This window comes from Microbulbifer maximicatervae (SeqCode) (assembly GCF_052467305.1).
This window is the reverse complement of record NZ_CP174306.1, coordinates 4,670,685-4,688,151: the sequence shown is the minus strand read 5'-3', so window position 1 is coordinate 4,688,151 and position 17,467 is coordinate 4,670,685. Positions and strand designations below refer to the sequence as shown.

Sequence of the window (17,467 nt, the reverse complement as noted above, 5' to 3'; positions counted from 1 at the left end):
TCGCTATTTGGCTGTCGGTTGCTGGGGCTCGTCGCGTTCGGGCTCAGAAAACTCCCGGCTGCGACGAATCAATGGCGCTATGGTAGAGCCCTGTACGACGATAGAAAAGAGCACCACGCCATAGGTCATGACCACCCACAGGTAGCGAAGGTCCTGTCCCTGGACGAAGGCACTGCCGGCGGGAATAGACATCGCCAGCGCCAATGCCAGACCACCTTTCAGCCCTCCCCAGATCAAAATCCGGTTGGTATAGGGGTGGTACTTGCGGCGACTTTTTAAATACAGGAAGGGTATGCCGACAGCGAAAACCCGGGCGGTAAGAACAATGACAATGCCCACTGCCATCAGCAGGTAGTCGGAAGGGCGCAGGTCGATTGTAATCAGGAACAGGCCCACCAGCAGGAAGAGCAAACCGTTGAGGAAGTCCTCGGTGATGCTCCAGAAATTATCCAGCTCGTGTTGGCTCACCCGGGAAAAGCCGCGCTCTCGGGTAAAGTTGCCAATAATAATGCCACTCACCACCATTGCCAGGGCGCCGGAGACCCCGAGTACATTGGCCAGGGAAAAACCGGCAGTGGGAATAACCATGGTCAGCATCAATTCCAGGCTGTGATCATTGGTACAACAAATAGCCCAGTGGAAAACGCCACCAATGATCAGTCCCAGCAATATGCCCCCCAGTGCCTCGATGGCGAATAGCTCAGCCACTGCCGGTACCGTAGGTTGGCCGCCTTCGAAAGCGAGTGCGTAAATCACCGCGAAGATCACGATACCGAAGCCATCGTTGAACAGGGACTCACCTTCCACCTGAATGGAAACCTGCTCCGGGGCTTTCAGGTTTTTCATTATTGCCAGTACGGCGATAGGGTCGGTGGGAGAGATCAATGCACCAAATAACAGGCAGTAAACAAAAGCCACCGGCATATTGATCAGCATCAGGAACCAGTAAAGAAGGGCCCCGACCACAAAGGTGGAAATGAGGGTACCGACAATGGCGAGAAGACCGATCTCCAGTTTCTGGTTGCGCAGCTCCAACAGATCGATATGCAAACTGCCGGCAAAAAGCAGAAACCCGAGCATTCCCTTGAGCAGAATATCCTCAAGGTTGAGCAGCGGCAGAAGCTGATCTGCCCAGGTGCGCAACTCTACCACCCCCAACTTGCCGAGGGCGGTGACCAATAGTGATAGGGCCAGGGCACCGGCGGTAATAGCGATCGTGGTTTGGGCGCGCAATACGTATTGGTTCAAGAAGCCCAGAAAAACTGATACGGCGGCAAGAAAACAAAAGGTGTAATAAACTTCCATGCCGTGTGTGGACTCCAGCGCTGAAATATTCTCGGATGGTTTAATGCCATTTTGGGGAGCGCCCCGGCGGCAATTTATATGATGGTGAGTGTGCCGTTATTGTAGTCGTGCAGAGGCTGCTCGATTTCCCTTGGAGTGGATCTAGGGCAACAGGATTACACCGGGGCGGGCCGCGCGGGCACAAGCGGCCAACTCCCTTTTATATGGGCGCGCAATTGTAGCGGCTCTAGGGCGCCAGACAACTGCATTTTTCAGTTTTGCGCTCAAACGGATCGACTTCCCCTACCCACTAAAATTCATTAATGCCTTAGCTTTTTAAACATTACTTCATTACTTTCTAACTGCCAATTAGTAGATTCCTACCGACTATTGAAAATAAAAAGGATGATTGTCACGCCAATCTAGTGGTTTTTATCCCTCCTGAGTAAAGGCAGCTACCGACTATCTCATGAATTTTCACGACAGTGTCTACACTGGTTGATAGTCCATACCCATAAATGCGCAATTGAGGAAGTAGTAGTGAAGCATTCGATGTTGTGCGACACCTCAAAGCTGATCGGTCGGGTACTGATGTCGCTGATCTTTATATTTGCCGGCTGGAATAAAATTGGCGGCTACGAAATGACAGAGGCCTTTATGGTTTCCATGGGGATCCCCGGCTTTATCTTGCCCCTGGTAATCGTTATAGAGTTGCTGGGAGGACTTGCGGTGTTACTGGGGATATTCACCCGGATTTCCGCTTTTGTCCTTTTCCTGTTCTGTCTCGCCTCTGCCTTCCTGGTACACCTGTCCCCTGGTGATGCAACAGAAATGACCAGCTTTATGAAAAATATCACGATTGCCGGTGGTTTCCTGATTCTGACCTGTGCCGGTGCCGGTCGCTTTAGCCTGGACCATTGGATACGCGGTAAGTAGATTTCAGCAACAGTTGTAGAGAGGAATTGAAGCCAGTTTCAGTCGAGCTTCAGTGGGGAGAAATTAACCGGGCCTATACTGCCTGGATATAGGTAATGACTCTACAGGATTACCATGAAGCTTTTTTATGCACCGGGTGTTTGCTCTCTATCGCCTCATATTGTCGCTTGTGAAGCAGGGATCAATCTGGGCCTGCAAAAGGTCAATCTAAAAACCCACGAGCTGGAAAACGGCGACGACTTTACAAGGATTAGTACTAAAGGGTACGTGCCGGCACTGCAACTGGAAGGCGGAGAAGTACTGACAGAAGGTCCGGCAATCGTCCAGTTTTTGGCGGAGCAAAAGCCCGACGCGCAACTGGCGCCACCAGTGGGCACCCTGGCCCATTACCGGCTTCTCGAATGGCTCAACTTCCTCAGTGCTGAAGTCCACAAGCTATTCAAACCACTGTTTTGGCATGGTACAGAAGAAGAACAGGAGGATTCCCGGGTTAGGCTTATCCGCTGGTTTGACTATATCGAAGGACAGCTTGATAAAGACTACTTAATGGGAGACGGTTTCACGGTTGCCGATGCCTACCTGTATGTTCTCTCTCGCTGGCTGAAACATCAGCAGTTTGATATGCCCCGGTGGCCCCGGCTTCAAGCATTCCAAAAGAGAATGGAAGAAAGGCCCGCAGTGCAGCGGGCGCTTCAGGAGGAAAGTTTAGAGCCGGTGTAAAGAGCTACCATTAACGCGGGGTAAAGCGCCGGGTAGCGGGGATATCGGATTCGATCGGTTGGCGAACCTTCGCGACAAATAGTGCAGAGAGTAGTGCCACAAAAGCACAGCCCGCCATAGATCCTGCAATAGGTGTCAGGGTTCCGGTGTGCAAGCTGCTCGCCAGCCCACCCAGTATCCCTCCGGTAATAAACAGAGCGGCGCCGTATAGCGCGTTGGCACTGCCGCTGATTTTGGGGAAGAACTCCAAATAACAGGCGGCGGCATTGGGACCGGTAATACCGATACAACTCATCACCAGCACCAGAGGAATCATCCACAGGGTCAGTTCTTTGACACCTGTCATAGTTCCCAGCAGCAGCAGGCCGCAGCCCAACAGTTGCAACACAATACCCGCCAGCAGGATATTGCGCGGCTCAAAAAAGTTCAGCAGGCGGATATTCACCTGAACCATGCAAATTAGCCCGAGCACGCAGATACCGAAAAACAGTGGAAATTGATTTGCACTAACACCGAAGTAATCCATAAACACAAAGGGCGCGGTGGTGATGTAGATAAACATCGAACCGCTGACACAGGCCTGTGCAATCAGGAACCCAATAGCGCGGGGATTGCGCAAAACCTGACCGTAGCTGCCCACGAGAGACTTCAGCGGCATCATCTGGCGGCGTGCGCGGGTAAAGCGGGAGACGGTCTCCGGTAGCAGCAACTGTACTAGTACGAGCATTGCCAGAGCGTACAGTAACAAAAAGACGAAAATACTTTGCCAGCCGCCAACGGCTAGTAGTGCAGAGCCGATCACCGGGGCGATTAGCGGTGCAATCAGCATGATGGTGCTAATCAGGGAAATAATTTTTGCCGCCTCACGGCCACTGTGTAAGTCGCGCACAATTGCAGCACATATTACTGTGGCAAAGCCGCCGCCAACTGCCTGGCAGAAGCGCAGGATAATCAGTTGGTCTACATGGTCGGTAAACAGGACCAACAGGGAGCTGGCTATATAGATACTGAGGCCGATGGTTCCTACAAGGCGCCGTCCCCAGCGATCTGATAATGGTCCGCCAAATAGTTGTCCGAGGGCAAAGCCCAGCAGAAAACTGGACACTGAGTACTGCATCCGCTCGACTTCTGTATCCAGGGCCGCCGCCATCGCCGGAATGGCCGGCAGGTAGCTGTCGATGGAAAAAGGTGTCAGGGAAACGAGTGCGGCCAGCCACACCACTAGCCAGCGCGGGGCTTTCTCGTCCGGGTTAGAAGCGATGGATGTCATTATGTTGCTCAGGTACAGCCTGGAAGGATCTTCCCGGCAAAGCCCAATTGGCGGGAAATGGCTTTGGTAGAAACGGGCGGGCACATTGTCCCTTGCCCGCTTTGGATATCAGGGAGTTTAGTGCTTGTCTTCCCGCAATGTGTACAGTCCCTGTTTCAGTTTCAACAGGTGCTCCTGTAGCTGAGGACCTTTGCGCTGGGCTACGCCGATAGCGAGGACATCGATTACCACCAGGTGGGCGATGCGCGAGGACAGCGGCGTATAGATCTCAATATCCTCTTCCACATCCACTTCCAGCGGGATGCTGGCTTGTTGTGCTACCGGGGAGCCGCTGGGTGCCAAACCAACCACCAGAGCGCCCTGCTCTTTTGCCATGCTCATGGAGCGAAGTAACGCCTTGGTGCGACCGCTCTGGGAGATAGCTACTACTACATCCCCCGCTTGCATGGACATGGCCGACATATTCTGGATGTGGTGGTCTGAGTGAGCAGCGGTGGCCAACTGTAGGCGGAAGAACTTGTGCTGGGCATCGGCGGCGACGGCACCGGAGGCGCCAAAACCGAAGAATTCCACCCGCTTGGAAGCGGCCATCGCAGTGACAGCGGCCTCGAGGGCACGGTCGTCAATTCTATCGCGGACTTTCAGCAGGGTATCCACCGTGGAGTCGAAAACCTTGCGCTTGTACTCGGCAATGGTATCCGTTTCCGTAACCGCAATCTGGCCGAAGCTGGGGCTGGATGCCAGCTGCTGCGCCAGGTTCAGCTTGAACTCCTGGAATCCGGAGCAGCCCACGGCGCGGCAAAAGCGCACCACGGTCGGTTCACTAACCTGGGCTTCAGTGGCCAGGTCGACGATGCGCATATGAATGATTTCATCGGGGTTGGCGAGAATATACTCCGCCACCTTGCGCTCTGATTTGCGCATGGATGACAGTTGTTCACTGATTCGTTGCGTTACTTCCGCCGGTTTCACAGGACTTCCTTCTCTATGCCAGATGGCGCAGTTTAGCCGCTGTGCCCTCCGCTGGCGAGCGACATCACATTACATTGTCAGGCGGGACAAAATCCTGTTTATTTACACAGGTCTTGTGCATCAGCTCTGGTACAATCTTCGCCCATGGACGTATCTCAGATTTTAGACCCCCTCAACGAGGCCCAGCGCGAAGCAGTAGCTGCCGCGCCCGGCAATCAATTGGTTCTGGCCGGTGCCGGCTCGGGCAAGACCCGGGTGCTGGTACACCGCATCGCCTGGCTGATGCAGGTGGAGGGCGCCTCGCCCTACTCCATTATGGCGGTAACCTTTACCAACAAGGCGGCCCGCGAGATGCGCGCCCGTATCGAAGAGCTGCTGGGGGTGAACACTTTTGGCATGTGGGTGGGCACCTTCCACGGCCTGGCTCACCGCCTGCTCAAGGCTCACTGGCAAGAAGCCAAGTTGCCGCAGAACTTCCAGATTCTGGATTCCGATGACCAGCTTCGCCTGATCAAGCGGGTACAGGCAGATCTGGGGCTGGATGATAAAAAGTGGTCACCGCGTGAAACCCAGTGGTGGATTGGCGCGCAGAAAGATGAAGGCCTGCGCCCGCAATATATCAATGCCGGCGCCGATCCCTGGTTGCAGACCATGGTGCGAATCTACTTCGCCTATGAAGAGGCCTGTCAGCGCGGTGGATTGGTGGATTTCGGCGAGCTGCTGCTGCGCGCCCACGAGCTCTGGCTCAATAACGACGCTATTCTGGCCCACTACCGCCGGCGCTTCCCCCATATCCTGGTGGATGAGTTCCAGGATACCAACACGATTCAATATGCCTGGCTGCGCCTACTTGCCGGTGAGCAGTGCCATATCACCGCCGTGGGTGACGATGACCAGTCTATCTACGGTTGGCGCGGTGCCAAGATCGAGAATATCCAGCACTTTTCCACAGATTTACGAGAAGTGCAGACGGTGCGACTGGAGCAGAACTACAGATCCACCTCCACCATTCTGAACGCGGCTAATGCGGTGATCGCTAATAACAGCGGTCGCTTGGGCAAAGAGTTGTGGACCAAGGGTGAAGAGGGTGAGCCCATCGCAGTCTACGCGGCCTACAACGAACAGGATGAGTCGCGCTTTATTGTCGAGCGCATCAATGACTGGGTGCGCGATGGCAATCGCCGCGACAGCATCGCCATCCTCTACCGCTCAAACGCCCAATCCCGGGTACTTGAAGAGGGGCTTTTGCGCGAGCAGGTTCCCTACCGTATCTATGGCGGCCAGCGCTTCTACGAGCGCCTGGAAATCAAGAATGCCCTGTCTTATTTACGCCTGATTACCAACCGCGATGATGACACTGCGTTTGAACGAGTGGTGAATACACCCACCCGTGGCATCGGTGCGCGCACTGTGGAGATGGTGCGCTCTTATGCCCGGGAGCAGGGCTGCTCCCTGTGGCAGGCGGCCAAGCTGATGTTGCAGCAACGGGTATTGGCTGCTCGCGCCGGCAATGCCCTGCAGAGTTTCCTGGACCTGATTAACCAGCTGGCAGCAAATGCAGAAGATAAAGAGTTGGATGCTATTGCTGAGGATGTGATCGAAAACAGCGGTTTGTTGGAGTTTCACGGCAAAGAGAAAGGCGAGAAAGGCCAAACACGGGTGGAGAACTTGCAGGAACTGGTCACTGCCTGTCGCGGCTTTACCGGTGCAGGCCTGCCCGAGGGAGAGGAAGATGAGGAGGAAATCCCGCTTCTTAACCAGTTCCTCGACAGCGCTGCCCTCGATGCCGGTGAAGGCCAGGCGGATGAGTTTGAGGATGCCGTCCAGCTGATGACCCTGCACTCCGCCAAAGGCTTGGAGTTTCCCCTGGTATTTATGGCGGGTGTGGAGGAAAACCTGTTCCCCCACAAGATGTCGGCGCAGGAGCCCGGCCGCATGGAGGAGGAGAGACGCCTCTGCTACGTGGGTATCACCCGCGCCATGCGCAAGCTATACATTACCTACGCGGAAAACCGGCGTCTGTTTGGCAGCGAAACCTATAACAGCCCTTCCCGCTTTATCGGCGAAATTCCACCTAATTTGGTGCAAGAAGTGCGCCTGAAGACCGAAATTTCCCGTCCTCTCTATCAGGCGGACTACGGTAAGGTAGGCCAGTTTTCCGACCCGGCGCCAGACTTCGATGATTTGCCCCCGCTGGTCCTGGGCGGGCGAGTGGACCATGCCAAGTTTGGTGAAGGAACTGTCATTGAGTTTGAGGGAACGGGTCCTCGAATGCGGGTGCTGGTTAATTTTGACGATGTTGGCGACAAGAGGCTGATACTTTCAATGGCCAAGTTGCAGCCGCTTTAAGTGATGGCTTGAGCTGGGACTAAGCATTAAATACTGAGTGCCGGAGCATATCGGTACTGCGAGGCATGCAGAATTGAAAGTTAGATAGTGGTGAATGGATTCCAGCGATAGCGGGAATCCATCCAAAATACCAGGGGCAGATCACAGAGGACTTCCCCTGAAGACCTAAGTTGGCGACCAAAGCGTCTGCCGATAATTTGTACAATACAAAAATAACGATAAATTAGTAGCAATGAAAAAACTCAATTGGTACCCGGCCATCATTCTCGGGCTCTTAGCCCTGCTCGCCATTACCTTCGCCGCCCTGGTAGCTTCCCGTGCAGCAATGGGCCCTGCCCAACACTTTTCCACAGAGGGCAATAAAGAGCTGTTCGAGTGGAAATTAGTTACTACCTGGCCCAAGAATTTCCCTGGCCTCGGCAGTGCGCCGGAGCGTTTTGCCAAGAAAGTCGAGGCGATGTCAGCCGGGCGTCTCAGGATCAAAGTGTACGGTGCCGGTGAGTTGGTACCTGCCCTGGGCGTATTTGGTGCTGTATCGGAAGGCGCCGCGCAGATGGGACACGGTGCTGCCTATTACTGGAAAGGCAAGGTGCCCGCTGCCCAGTTTTTTACTGCGGTGCCTTTTGGCTTGAATGCCCAGGAGATGAATGGTTGGTTGCACCACGGCGGTGGTCTCGAACTCTGGGAGGAGATCTATGAGCCCTTTAACCTGATCCCACTTGCGGGGGGCTCAACCGGTGTACAGATGGCGGGCTGGTTTAACAAACCGATTGAGTCAGTGAAGGATTTAAAGGGCCTAAAGATGCGTATTCCCGGCCTGGGTGGTGAGGTTTTAAACCGCGCAGGCGGCACTGCGGTGACCATTCCCGGTGGAGAGCTCTACACCGCCCTCCAGACTGGAGTGATCGATGCTACCGAATGGGTGGGACCCTACAACGATCTTGCTTTTGGTTTCCACCAGGTCGCTGAGTATTACTACTACCCCGGGTGGCATGAGCCGGGCTCTATCCTGGAATTTATCGTTAATAAAAAGGCGTTCGAAAAACTGCCTGCTGATTTGCAGGAAATAGTGCGAGTTGCCGCCCGTGAAGCCAACCAGGATATGCTGGACGAATACACGGCACGCAATAACCGGGCCCTCAAGGAGCTGGTAGAAGAGCACGGGGTAAAAGTGGAGCGCTTGCCGGAGGATGTTCTGTCTCACCTGAAGAAGATCAACAACGAAATTATGCAGGAGACGGCGCAGCAGGACCCGGAGTTTGCCCGTGTTTACAAAGCCTTTAAGGAATTTGAACGGGATGTGAAGCCCTACCACGAGATCAGTGAAGAGGCTTACTACCAAACGAGAGATACGGCTGAAGAGACTAGATAGACATTTCAGTTAAGGTGAAAAATTACCTTTTTACCCCAAATGATTAAAATAACTTTAAATTTTTCGGTTAATGAGAATAATAGCGCCGGCATTTACAGGCTATTTTTTTGGGGAAGAAATGAAGTCATCATTGCAAGTAGCATTTGTTTCGCTACTTATACTATTAACCGGTTGTGTCTCTCAGCAAGTTCCTGTTCCATTAGAACAGTCTTTTTATAGCTCTGAAAAGAAAGCAGTTGGCTTGGTACTTGAAGTGCCAGCGGTCCCTTCTCTTTCTTTTGAAGGTAATATAGGTTTGCTGGATTACGCAATTATCTCAGCAGCGACTGCTCCAATTTCAAAGCACTTGGAAACACTGGATACTAAAGAGTTTGTTGCAATTTCTGGGGACTTGAGCCAGAGCTTGGCAGAGGAAGGTTTTAGTTTAATCCAACTGGATACACTTGATAAAGACTTAAAGCTGGCGAAATTTAAGGATCCTGATACCAAGGATACCGTGTATTTTGCAAGAAGTGACTACCGCAGCTTTACTGAAGAGCATAAAGTTGATTACCTTTTGAAACTTTCAGCCAGACGAGTAGGTTTGGCACGACCATATTATGGCTTTATTCCGACAGATGCCCCGAGAGTTGTTTTCGAAATTACAGGTGAAATGATCGATTTATCGTCGAATCAGTTACTTTGGTATTCCGATGTTGTCCAGACAGCTTATGCTGCAGGCGAGTGGGATGAAGGGCCTACCTATCCTGGATTAACTAATACTTACTATAATGTTATGAATAATGCTAAGCAGGAGATTATGACTGCATTAGCTAAGCATGAAGCTGAAAGTAACACCCCTCTCTCGAGTGAAGATACAGTTCCTTCTGTATCTGAGTAAAATTAAGTAATAAATAATCTATTGACGGCACGTGAGTGCCGTCATTTTCTATGAAAAATATAATAGTTTTATTAGTTTTTGCTCTGTTTAGTTCAGGGTGTACGAAAACGGCAACTTATCATATAGCCACTATTGACGCCGACAAGGTTAATCAGCTTAAAAGTATCTCTTTAAAAGTTGACTCACTAGAGAATGGCCCACTAACTGTAGATATACATCCAGAGCCATGGCGCTATACCTCGATATCATCGAATATGGCAGCAGCGCAATATTCAGCTCCGCCTCCCCCCCCTGGGACCAGTCCTAGGCAAGCTGCGGCAGCTGGTGTCGCTGGCTCCTTAATAGGAACTCTTGTTGCTAGTGAAATGGCCAAAAACCGAGCTCAGAAAGAGGCGCAATTACCAGCTCAATCACTATTAGATGAGCTATCAGCCCTGAATGTTGAAGGATTGAGTCAGGATAGGATCTATAACCGTTTTTTATTATCGGATTTTTCACAGGGTAGAAGCGTTGTTACAGGGGGAGGGCAAAATAAAAAAGATATTCGCCTGATGATATCCCCCTCTATTAAGTTAACCAACTCTTTGGATGTTCTAAAATTTAATCTGAATGCTGAATTGAAAGATAAGAATAATAAATTGATTTATAAGAATTCAATTGAGTATTGGTCAGAAGGAACTACAAGTATCTCAAAGTCTGAGACTTTAGATTACTGGCAAAGAGAGGGGTTGGAAGCTTTTTTAAATGAGCTTGATATTGCGATCGATTTTACGGTTGAGTATTTAACTAACTCTCTAAATAACTCTTTGCCTATCCAGGAAGAACAACAGAAAACTCACAAAGTTACAAGTGGCAATAGCTGGGTATTGCTACGTGGTAATCTCTTGGATGGTAGCGATCGTGGCTGTGTAGTAATTAAAGACTTGCGTGGGAATATTAAAATTATCCGCGGAACATTGATGTGATGGCTGTTTGTTAGTCAGTCTTTGAACATTAAAAAATGCACTAGATGGTTCGATCAAAATGCCACTGATCGAACTATCTAGAAGCCACACTATTAACGAAGGACTATGGCAACGGCCTAGTACGGCCGACGTCGTCGATAGCGACAAATACAAACTCACCTTCAGTGACCTTGACCTGCTCACCGGAATCCACCCGCGTCAGCCAAACCTCAACCATGGTACGAATCGAGGAGCGCCCTTCTTCAATGGCTTCTGCATAGCAGCTGACTGTTGAGCCAACCGGAACCGGGCGCAGGAAAACCATGCTGCCCACCGCAACAGTTGTGACACGGCCGCGTGCCATGGTTTGCGCGAGAATGGCGCCAGCGAGGTCCATCTGCGACATCAGCCAACCGGCAAAAACATCCCCCTGCGGATTGGTATCGCGGGGCATAGCCAGGGTTTGCAGGGTTAGCGTGCCTGTGGGTTGCGGATCTTCATCGAGAGCTGACAGTGCGGACATCGGGTACTCACAGATTGTTAGAGTTATTGGTTTCCACTACTGGAATGGTGGCGCATTCTAGCACAATTTGGCCAGTAATTGACCAGAATAAATTTCGGCCTTTAGTCGACCGTAGATGCGTTTTTGGCCGTTGGTGCTGCCTCTCAGCCCTGGACGGCTCTCTACATGTCGCAGATCACTATTGCTGAACCACCCCCGGCAACCAAGTGGCTAGGGCCGGCCATATCGCCAGCAGGCAGAGCAGTAAAAGTTGAATGGCAATAAAAGGTGCTACCCCGCGATAGATGGCCGATGTGGCCACAGAACTGGGGGCCACCCCGCGCAGGTAAAAGAGGGCAAACCCAAAAGGAGGCGTTAGGAAAGAGGTTTGCAAATTGATGGCAATCATAATGCCGAGCCACACCGGATCGACGCCCATTGCCAGCAGTACCGGGCCCACAATTGGTACCACTACAAAGGTGATCTCGATAAAGTCGAGGATAAAGCCCAGCAGGAAGATTACCAGCATCACCAACAGGGTCGCGCCGATTACCCCTCCGGGCAGGCTGTGGAAAAATCCTGTCACTAGTTCTTCGCCGTTGTAACCGCGAAATACCAGAGAAAATAATGAAGCGCCAATCAATATGGCGAAAACCATTGCCGAGACCTGAAGTGTACTGCGGCCGATTTCCCCTGCGCGTTTGAAGTTGAGTGCTCCGCGACTGGACGCCAGTAACGCCGCCCCCAGTGCGCCGACGGCGGCCGCTTCTGTGGGGGTGGCAGCGCCAACGATGATTGATCCGAGCACAATCAGCATTAAGGCAATCGGGGGCAAAAGACTGCGAAGCAGTTGGGCCTTATCCACTTCTGGAGGCTCGCTGCTCCCTGTGGGTTTGGGGCGACGGGCAATAAATAATAGATAAATGATATAGGCGGCCACCAGCAGTAAGCCGGGAATAATTGCCCCTACAAACAGATCCCCTACGCTGACTGGCTTGGGATTGAAAATGCCTGCAGACAGTTGTGCCTGTTGATAGGCATTGGAGAGGGTATCCCCCAGTAGAACCAGGGCAATAGAGGGTGGAATGATTTGCCCGAGAGTACCAGTGGCGCAGATAGTGCCGGTGGCCAGTTTGGGGGAGTAGCCATTTTTTAACATGGTGGGCAGTGACATCAGCCCCATGGTGACTACAGTTGCACCGACGATGCCAGTACTGGCGGCGAGCAGCGCGCCCACTACCACTACGGAAATGGCGAGTCCCGAGGGAGCCCCCATAAAGGCTTTGCTCAGATTAACCAACAAATCCTCGGCAATCTTGGCTCGCTCCAGTATTACCCCCATCAGCACAAATAGCGGAACGGCAACCAGGGTGCCGTTTTGCATAATGCCGTAGAGGCGATCGGGGAAGGCGCGCAGCAACTCAGCATCAAATACGCCATACACAATACCCAGGCCCGCTGATAGCAGGGCGGTACCCGCGAGGGTAAAAGCTACTGGGTAGCCGAACATAAGCAGAGCGCAGACGGCTGCAAACATCAGAAAGGGGATTAGCTCAATCACACTTCGGCCCCTTCTACCTGCTTCAGTACAGCTTTTGACGACGACATTGGAGTGGACTGTTGTTGGGGCAGCATCAATTGCACCAGGGCGCGAATAAACTGGGCCAGCCCCGCCAGAGCCAAGGTGACTGCAGACAGAGGAATCAGGCTCTTCAGTAAAAATACCCCCGGCAGGCCGCCGGCGTTCGCACTGTCTTCAAAAACTGACCAGCTATTCAGTACAAAGTGCCAGCTGCTTATAAATAGAAAGACGCAAAGCGGTAAGAGAAATATCAGATAGCCAATTGCATTGACCCAGGCTTTGGCCCTGGCGCTCATCCTGCGGTAGAAGACATCCACCCGCACATGGGCATCGGTCTGCAACGCATAGGCCAGCCCCAGCATAAAGGCGGCACCGTGCAGGTAAATCACAGATTCCTGTAGGGCGATAGAACCGGTATTGAAGCCGTGGCGCATCACCACAACACAGCTTTGTAACAGGACCATGGCCCATGTGAACCAGGACAGCAGTTGCCCGGTATGACTGGTCAGGCGCTCGAGTGCCTGCGCGCTGCACAGCAGAAAACGCATGGGGGCTTCTCTCTTTACATCTTATTGTTATTTATGTTGCTCGAAGGTTAACCCTTTGCCCGCTCTCATGCCAGCAGGGTAAAAATACAGCTGTAACCTTTTTGTAATCTTTTGTTCATAGAATCGTCACCCGTTGTTCCTAGCATCGCCGCGTGAAATAAAAACACTCATCGGAGTTACACAATGAACAAGCAAATTCTGGCGACTTCTCTGGCAGCCCTGACCCTGGCAACTTCACAGGTTGCTATGGCAGCGCGCGATTACATTAGTGTTGTAGGTTCCTCTACTGTTTACCCGTTTACTACGACTGTGGCGGAGCGTTTTAGCCGAGCAACCCAGTTTAAAACTCCAGTCGTTGAGTCCACTGGTACTGGTGGTGGCATGAAGTTGTTCTGCCAGGGTGTTGGAGAAAGCACTGCGGATATCACCGGTGCCTCCCGTCGCATTAAGCAATCCGAATTGGAAATGTGTAACAGCAACGGTGTTGATGTTGTTGAAGTACAGATCGGTTACGACGGCATCGTTCTTGCGAATGCTAAGAAAGCAGCTCCCTTTAAGCTGACCCGCAAGGACATCTTCCTGGCCCTGGCTAAGGAAGTACCTAACCCAGATGGTTCTGAAACTCTGGTAGCCAACCCCTACAAGACCTGGAAGGACGTAAATCCAGCCCTGCCCAACACCAAAATCGAAGTTTTGGGCCCGCCCCCCACTTCCGGTACCCGCGATGCTTTCGCCGAGCTGGCAATGGAAGGTGGCTGTAAGAAGTTTGGCTGGATCAAAGCCATGAAGAAAACAGACAAGAGCGCTTACAAAGCGATCTGTCACAACGTTCGCGAAGACGGCGCTTATGTTGAGGCCGGTGAGAACGACAACCTGATCGTGAACAAGCTGGTTGCCAACCCGAACGCTCTGGGTATCTTCGGCTTTAGTTTCCTCGACCAGAATGCTGACAAGGTACAGGGCTCTCTAATCGAAGATCAGGCTCCTACTTTCGACTCCATCGCTGACCAGAGCTACCCGGTTTCCCGTCCGCTGTTTATCTACGTCAAGAAGCAGCACGCTGACGTGGTTCCCGGTGTTAAGCAGTTCCTGGCTGAATTCACCAATGAGCGTGCTTGGGGTGAAGATGGCTACCTGGCTGACAAAGGTATGATTCCTCTGCCCACCGAGAAGCGTCAAAAGATTGCTACTGATGTGCGCAAGCTGAACGCACTGAGTAATCTCGCAGCCAAGTAAAAAAATTCTGGAGTTGTACTGTCAAAGGGAATTGACGGCCAAGCTCGAAAGGGCTTGGCCGTTCTTTATAAGAAGACTCACAAATTGTCGCCCCCCTGTGATGGAACGCGGGGATAAAGTCTGGATAATGCCAGCGACGATATTTTTAGTACGGTAATTCAATGCAAACCCCCACACTGTTCGCACTTTTGCTGCTCCTGATATTAGTGGCCTACGGCACTGGCTTTCGCCGTGCAGTGAACGCTGCTCGCAGTCTTGGCGGCGTTCGCAATCTGGCCGCCCTGCCCAGTTACTACGGATTACTCACCGCCCTTTGGTGTGGTTTACCAGCACTGATATTACTCTGTGGCTGGTTGGTGTTTGACGATTCGATCATCCGTGCGATGGTCATGAATAGTATTGCCGATAAGCCGGAGAGTATCTCCGGGCAGAACCTTCTCTACGCGCAGATCCAGAATCTCGCGGCGGGCCACCTGATAGGTGAAAAGTCCCCACAATTGCAGAGTGCTGCGGACTACCTCAATCAATTGCGTTCCAGCTCCAATAATTTACAGGCCTTCCTGAGTTTGGTGTTGGCCAGCGGCCTTGCCGCTTTTGCACTGCTGCGCTTTTCTCCGAAGCTGCGCGCTCGCGAAAAAGTTGAAAAAGTGCTGCGCACGGTGCTGATTGCCTGTGCCAGCGCCGCGATTCTAACCACTGTCGGTATTTTGTTATCGGTATTGTTTGAATCCCTGCGTTTCTTCCAGTCCGTGCCGGTGAGTGAATTCCTGTTTGGATTGCACTGGAGCCCACAGATGGCCCTGCGCGCAGACCAGGTGGGATCGAGCGGTGCTTTTGGTGCTGTCCCGCTGTTTACCGGAACCCTGATGGTGTCCGCGATCGCCATGTTTGTGGCGGTACCTGTGGGATTGATGGCGGCTATTTATCTGGCCGAGTACGCCAGTAAGCGCGTGCGTTCCCTGGCCAAGCCGGTACTCGAAATTCTCGCCGGTGTACCCACCGTGGTATACGGATTTTTTGCTGCCTTAACCGTTGCTCCATTTATTCGCGAGTTGGCCACCTCTATGGGCCTACAGGCCTCCAGTGAAAGCGCACTGGCTGCTGGCCTGGTGATGGGAATCATGATCATTCCCTTTGTTTCCTCTCTGTCCGATGACGTGATCAATGCGGTGCCCCAGTCTCTGCGCGATGGTGCCCTGGGCTTGGGGTCCACCCAGTCTGAGACGGTGCGCAAAGTTGTGATTCCTGCGGCACTACCCGGCATCGTCGGCGGTGTATTGTTGGCGGTTTCCCGCGCAATTGGTGAAACCATGATTGTGGTGATGGCCGCCGGACTCGCGGCGAACCTCACCGCAAACCCGCTCGAATCGGTCACGACTGTGACGGTGCAGATTGTGACTCTGTTGGTTGGCGACCAGGAATTTGACAGTCCCAAGACCCTTGCCGCTTTTGCTTTGGGCCTGATGTTGTTTATCTCCACTTTGGTGCTGAACTTTATTGCCTTGCACGTAGTGAAAAAATACCGGGAGCAGTATGACTGATCTTACTCAGGCGCAGGTTCGCGAGCGCATAGAAAAAAGCCTCGCCAGCCGTCACCGCAAAGAAAAGCTGTTTCGTGGGTTGGGTATCGGCAGTATTGCCTTTGGTGTACTCGCTGTACTGATTTTGTTCACTGACATTATCAGCAAAGGCAGTGGTGCCTTTGTGCAGACAGCTATCCAACTGGAGGTGCACTACGACGAACAGGTTCTGGGCATCGATAAGGTCGATGATGAAAGTCTGACCTGGGCAAACTTCACCGGTGTTATTCGTCAGTCCCTGCGCGAACGCTTTCCCACTGTGACTGGCCGCAGTGACAAGCGCGAGCTCTACAGCCTGGTTTCCTCTGGAGCACCTTTTACCCTGCGTGATCGTTTGGCGGCGAACCCGGAACTGTTGGGTAAATCCGAGAAAGTCTGGCTGTCAGTCGATGACGATGTGGATACTTTCGTCAAAAGCCTGAAGGATTCCAAAGAGGGTTTCCGTGGTCGTACCTCGGACCAGAAGGCCGGTTGGATTGAGCAGCTGTTGGACAGCGGTGAACTGAAGAAGCGGTTCAATACCATCTTCTTTACCAATGGCGACTCCCGTGAACCAGAGCAGGCGGGCATCCGCGCAGCCTTGATGGGCTCCCTGTTTACCCTGTTGGTAACTCTCGCACTGTCATTCCCTATCGGTGTGGCGGCGGCGATTTACTTGGAAGAGTATGCGCCCAAAAACCGTTGGACCGATTTGATTGAGGTGAATATCAATAACCTCGCGGCAGTGCCTTCTATTGTTTTCGGTCTTCTGGGCCTGGCGATATTTATTAATTTCTTTGAGTTGCCGCGTTCGGCACCTCTGGTAGGGGGCTTGGTACTGACACTGATGACCTTGCCCACGATTATTATTTCCAGCCGCGCGGCTTTGAAGGCGGTGCCACCCTCAATTCGCGAGGCGGCAATGGGTATGGGGGCTTCGCGTATGCAGGTGGTTTTCCACCATGTGCTGCCCCTGGCCATGCCGGGAATGTTGACTGGCGCGATTATCGGTATGGCCCAGGCCCTCGGTGAGACGGCGCCCCTATTGATGATTGGTATGGTCGCTTTTATTGTCGACGTACCTGCTGGGGTAACCGACCCGGCCACCGTGCTGCCTGTGCAGATTTTCCTGTGGGCAGACAGCCCGGAGCGCGCCTTTGTCGAGCGCACCTCCGCAGCCATTATGGTGTTGCTGAGTGTGCTGATTGTGATGAATACCAGCGCGGTATTGCTGCGCAAGAAACTTGAGCGCCGCTGGTAACAGAGCGCGGATTATCAGAAAGCGGGATATTATATGAGTACCATGACCCTGG

15 protein-coding genes are annotated in these 17,467 nt (G+C 52.5%); 9 read left to right on the top strand and 6 right to left on the bottom strand.

Features of this window, described 5'->3' with window-relative positions; translation table 11 throughout:
- Nucleotides 1–3: 3 nt before the first annotated feature.
- Entirely contained in the window at nt 4–1,305 is a 1,302-nt protein-coding gene (locus ACJJI4_RS20495) for a cation:proton antiporter (RefSeq protein ID WP_282930598.1), read from the bottom strand.
- Nucleotides 1,306–1,824: 519 nt separating this feature from the next.
- Between ACJJI4_RS20495 and ACJJI4_RS20490 the strand changes: the two genes are divergently transcribed.
- Together ACJJI4_RS20490 and gstA are read left to right on the top strand one after the other, a co-directional pair.
- On the top strand, nt 1,825–2,220 hold the full coding sequence (locus ACJJI4_RS20490) for a DoxX family protein (RefSeq protein WP_444926296.1): 396 nt from the start codon (nt 1,825–1,827) through the stop codon (nt 2,218–2,220).
- Between the two features lie 114 nt (nt 2,221–2,334).
- Entirely contained in the window at nt 2,335–2,940 is a 606-nt protein-coding gene (gene gstA, locus ACJJI4_RS20485) for a glutathione transferase GstA (RefSeq protein ID WP_444926295.1), read from the top strand.
- A 10-nt stretch (nt 2,941–2,950) separates the two neighbouring features.
- On the opposite strand, the gene ACJJI4_RS20480 is transcribed toward gstA, so the two are convergent.
- Complete coding sequence (locus tag ACJJI4_RS20480; protein ID WP_282930601.1) at nt 2,951–4,210, bottom strand: multidrug effflux MFS transporter; 1,260 nt, start codon at nt 4,208–4,210, stop codon at nt 2,951–2,953.
- A gap of 117 nt (nt 4,211–4,327) precedes the next feature.
- Complete coding sequence (gene hexR / locus ACJJI4_RS20475; protein ID WP_282930602.1) at nt 4,328–5,182, bottom strand: transcriptional regulator HexR; 855 nt, start codon at nt 5,180–5,182, stop codon at nt 4,328–4,330.
- Between the two features lie 144 nt (nt 5,183–5,326).
- Between hexR and uvrD the strand changes: the two genes are divergently transcribed.
- The 4 genes from uvrD to ACJJI4_RS20455 all read left to right on the top strand — a co-directional run bounded on the left by uvrD (nt 5,327) and on the right by ACJJI4_RS20455 (nt 10,748).
- Nucleotides 5,327–7,531 carry a DNA helicase II gene (gene uvrD, locus ACJJI4_RS20470; RefSeq protein WP_444926294.1) on the top strand — a complete coding sequence of 735 codons (2,205 nt, stop codon included), beginning with the start codon at nt 5,327–5,329 and terminating at the stop codon, nt 7,529–7,531.
- A gap of 232 nt (nt 7,532–7,763) precedes the next feature.
- Nucleotides 7,764–8,903, top strand: coding sequence for a TRAP transporter substrate-binding protein (locus ACJJI4_RS20465; RefSeq protein ID WP_444926293.1), 1,140 nt, complete (start codon nt 7,764–7,766; stop codon nt 8,901–8,903).
- 118 nt (nt 8,904–9,021) lie between these two features.
- Entirely contained in the window at nt 9,022–9,783 is a 762-nt protein-coding gene (locus tag ACJJI4_RS20460) for a hypothetical protein (protein WP_444926292.1), read from the top strand.
- Nucleotides 9,784–9,833: 50 nt separating this feature from the next.
- Entirely contained in the window at nt 9,834–10,748 is a 915-nt protein-coding gene (locus ACJJI4_RS20455) for a hypothetical protein (RefSeq protein ID WP_444926291.1), read from the top strand.
- Between the two features lie 103 nt (nt 10,749–10,851).
- On the opposite strand, the gene ACJJI4_RS20450 is transcribed toward ACJJI4_RS20455, so the two are convergent.
- The 3 genes from ACJJI4_RS20450 to ACJJI4_RS20440 all read right to left on the bottom strand — a co-directional run bounded on the left by ACJJI4_RS20450 (nt 10,852) and on the right by ACJJI4_RS20440 (nt 13,359).
- A complete protein-coding gene (locus tag ACJJI4_RS20450; protein ID WP_444928251.1) occupies nt 10,852–11,241 on the bottom strand; it encodes an acyl-CoA thioesterase in 390 nt (129 codons plus the stop codon).
- 187 nt (nt 11,242–11,428) lie between these two features.
- Nucleotides 11,429–12,790: a TRAP transporter large permease gene (locus ACJJI4_RS20445; RefSeq protein ID WP_444926290.1), complete on the bottom strand. Its 1,362-nt coding sequence runs from the start codon at nt 12,788–12,790 to the stop codon at nt 11,429–11,431.
- A complete protein-coding gene (locus ACJJI4_RS20440; protein WP_444926289.1) occupies nt 12,787–13,359 on the bottom strand; it encodes a TRAP transporter small permease subunit in 573 nt (190 codons plus the stop codon). The genes ACJJI4_RS20445 and ACJJI4_RS20440 overlap by 4 nt, the downstream gene beginning before the upstream one ends.
- 183 nt (nt 13,360–13,542) lie before the next feature.
- Between ACJJI4_RS20440 and ACJJI4_RS20435 the strand changes: the two genes are divergently transcribed.
- The 3 genes from ACJJI4_RS20435 to pstA all read left to right on the top strand — a co-directional run bounded on the left by ACJJI4_RS20435 (nt 13,543) and on the right by pstA (nt 17,415).
- On the top strand, nt 13,543–14,595 hold the full coding sequence (locus ACJJI4_RS20435; protein ID WP_282930607.1) for a PstS family phosphate ABC transporter substrate-binding protein: 1,053 nt from the start codon (nt 13,543–13,545) through the stop codon (nt 14,593–14,595).
- Between the two features lie 161 nt (nt 14,596–14,756).
- The gene (pstC, locus tag ACJJI4_RS20430) at nt 14,757–16,136 is read left to right on the top strand and encodes a phosphate ABC transporter permease subunit PstC (protein WP_444926288.1); all 1,380 of its coding nucleotides are present in this window, start codon (nt 14,757–14,759) and stop codon (nt 16,134–16,136) included.
- Nucleotides 16,129–17,415 (top strand): phosphate ABC transporter permease PstA, encoded by a 1,287-nt coding sequence (gene pstA / locus ACJJI4_RS20425; RefSeq protein ID WP_282930609.1) that lies wholly within the window; start codon nt 16,129–16,131, stop codon nt 17,413–17,415. The genes pstC and pstA overlap by 8 nt, the downstream gene beginning before the upstream one ends.
- The last annotated feature ends 52 nt before the right edge of the window (nt 17,416–17,467 follow it).

Bases quoted from the DNA above. Each gene is read 5' to 3' on its own strand.
- ACJJI4_RS20495 (WP_282930598.1), bottom strand. From the start codon at position 1,305: ATGGAAGTTTATTACACCTTTTGTTTTCTTGCCGCCGTATCAGTTTTT.
- gstA (WP_444926295.1), top strand. From the start codon at position 2,335: ATGAAGCTTTTTTATGCACCGGGTGTTTGCTCTCTATCGCCTCATATT.
- ACJJI4_RS20480 (WP_282930601.1), bottom strand. From the start codon at position 4,210: ATGACATCCATCGCTTCTAACCCGGACGAGAAAGCCCCGCGCTGGCTA.
- uvrD (WP_444926294.1), top strand. From the start codon at position 5,327: ATGGACGTATCTCAGATTTTAGACCCCCTCAACGAGGCCCAGCGCGAA.
- ACJJI4_RS20465 (WP_444926293.1), top strand. From the start codon at position 7,764: ATGAAAAAACTCAATTGGTACCCGGCCATCATTCTCGGGCTCTTAGCC.
- ACJJI4_RS20460 (WP_444926292.1), top strand. From the start codon at position 9,022: ATGAAGTCATCATTGCAAGTAGCATTTGTTTCGCTACTTATACTATTA.
- ACJJI4_RS20455 (WP_444926291.1), top strand. From the start codon at position 9,834: ATGAAAAATATAATAGTTTTATTAGTTTTTGCTCTGTTTAGTTCAGGG.
- ACJJI4_RS20440 (WP_444926289.1), bottom strand. From the start codon at position 13,359: ATGCGTTTTCTGCTGTGCAGCGCGCAGGCACTCGAGCGCCTGACCAGT.
- ACJJI4_RS20435 (WP_282930607.1), top strand. From the start codon at position 13,543: ATGAACAAGCAAATTCTGGCGACTTCTCTGGCAGCCCTGACCCTGGCA.
- pstC (WP_444926288.1), top strand. From the start codon at position 14,757: ATGCAAACCCCCACACTGTTCGCACTTTTGCTGCTCCTGATATTAGTG.
- pstA (WP_282930609.1), top strand. From the start codon at position 16,129: ATGACTGATCTTACTCAGGCGCAGGTTCGCGAGCGCATAGAAAAAAGC.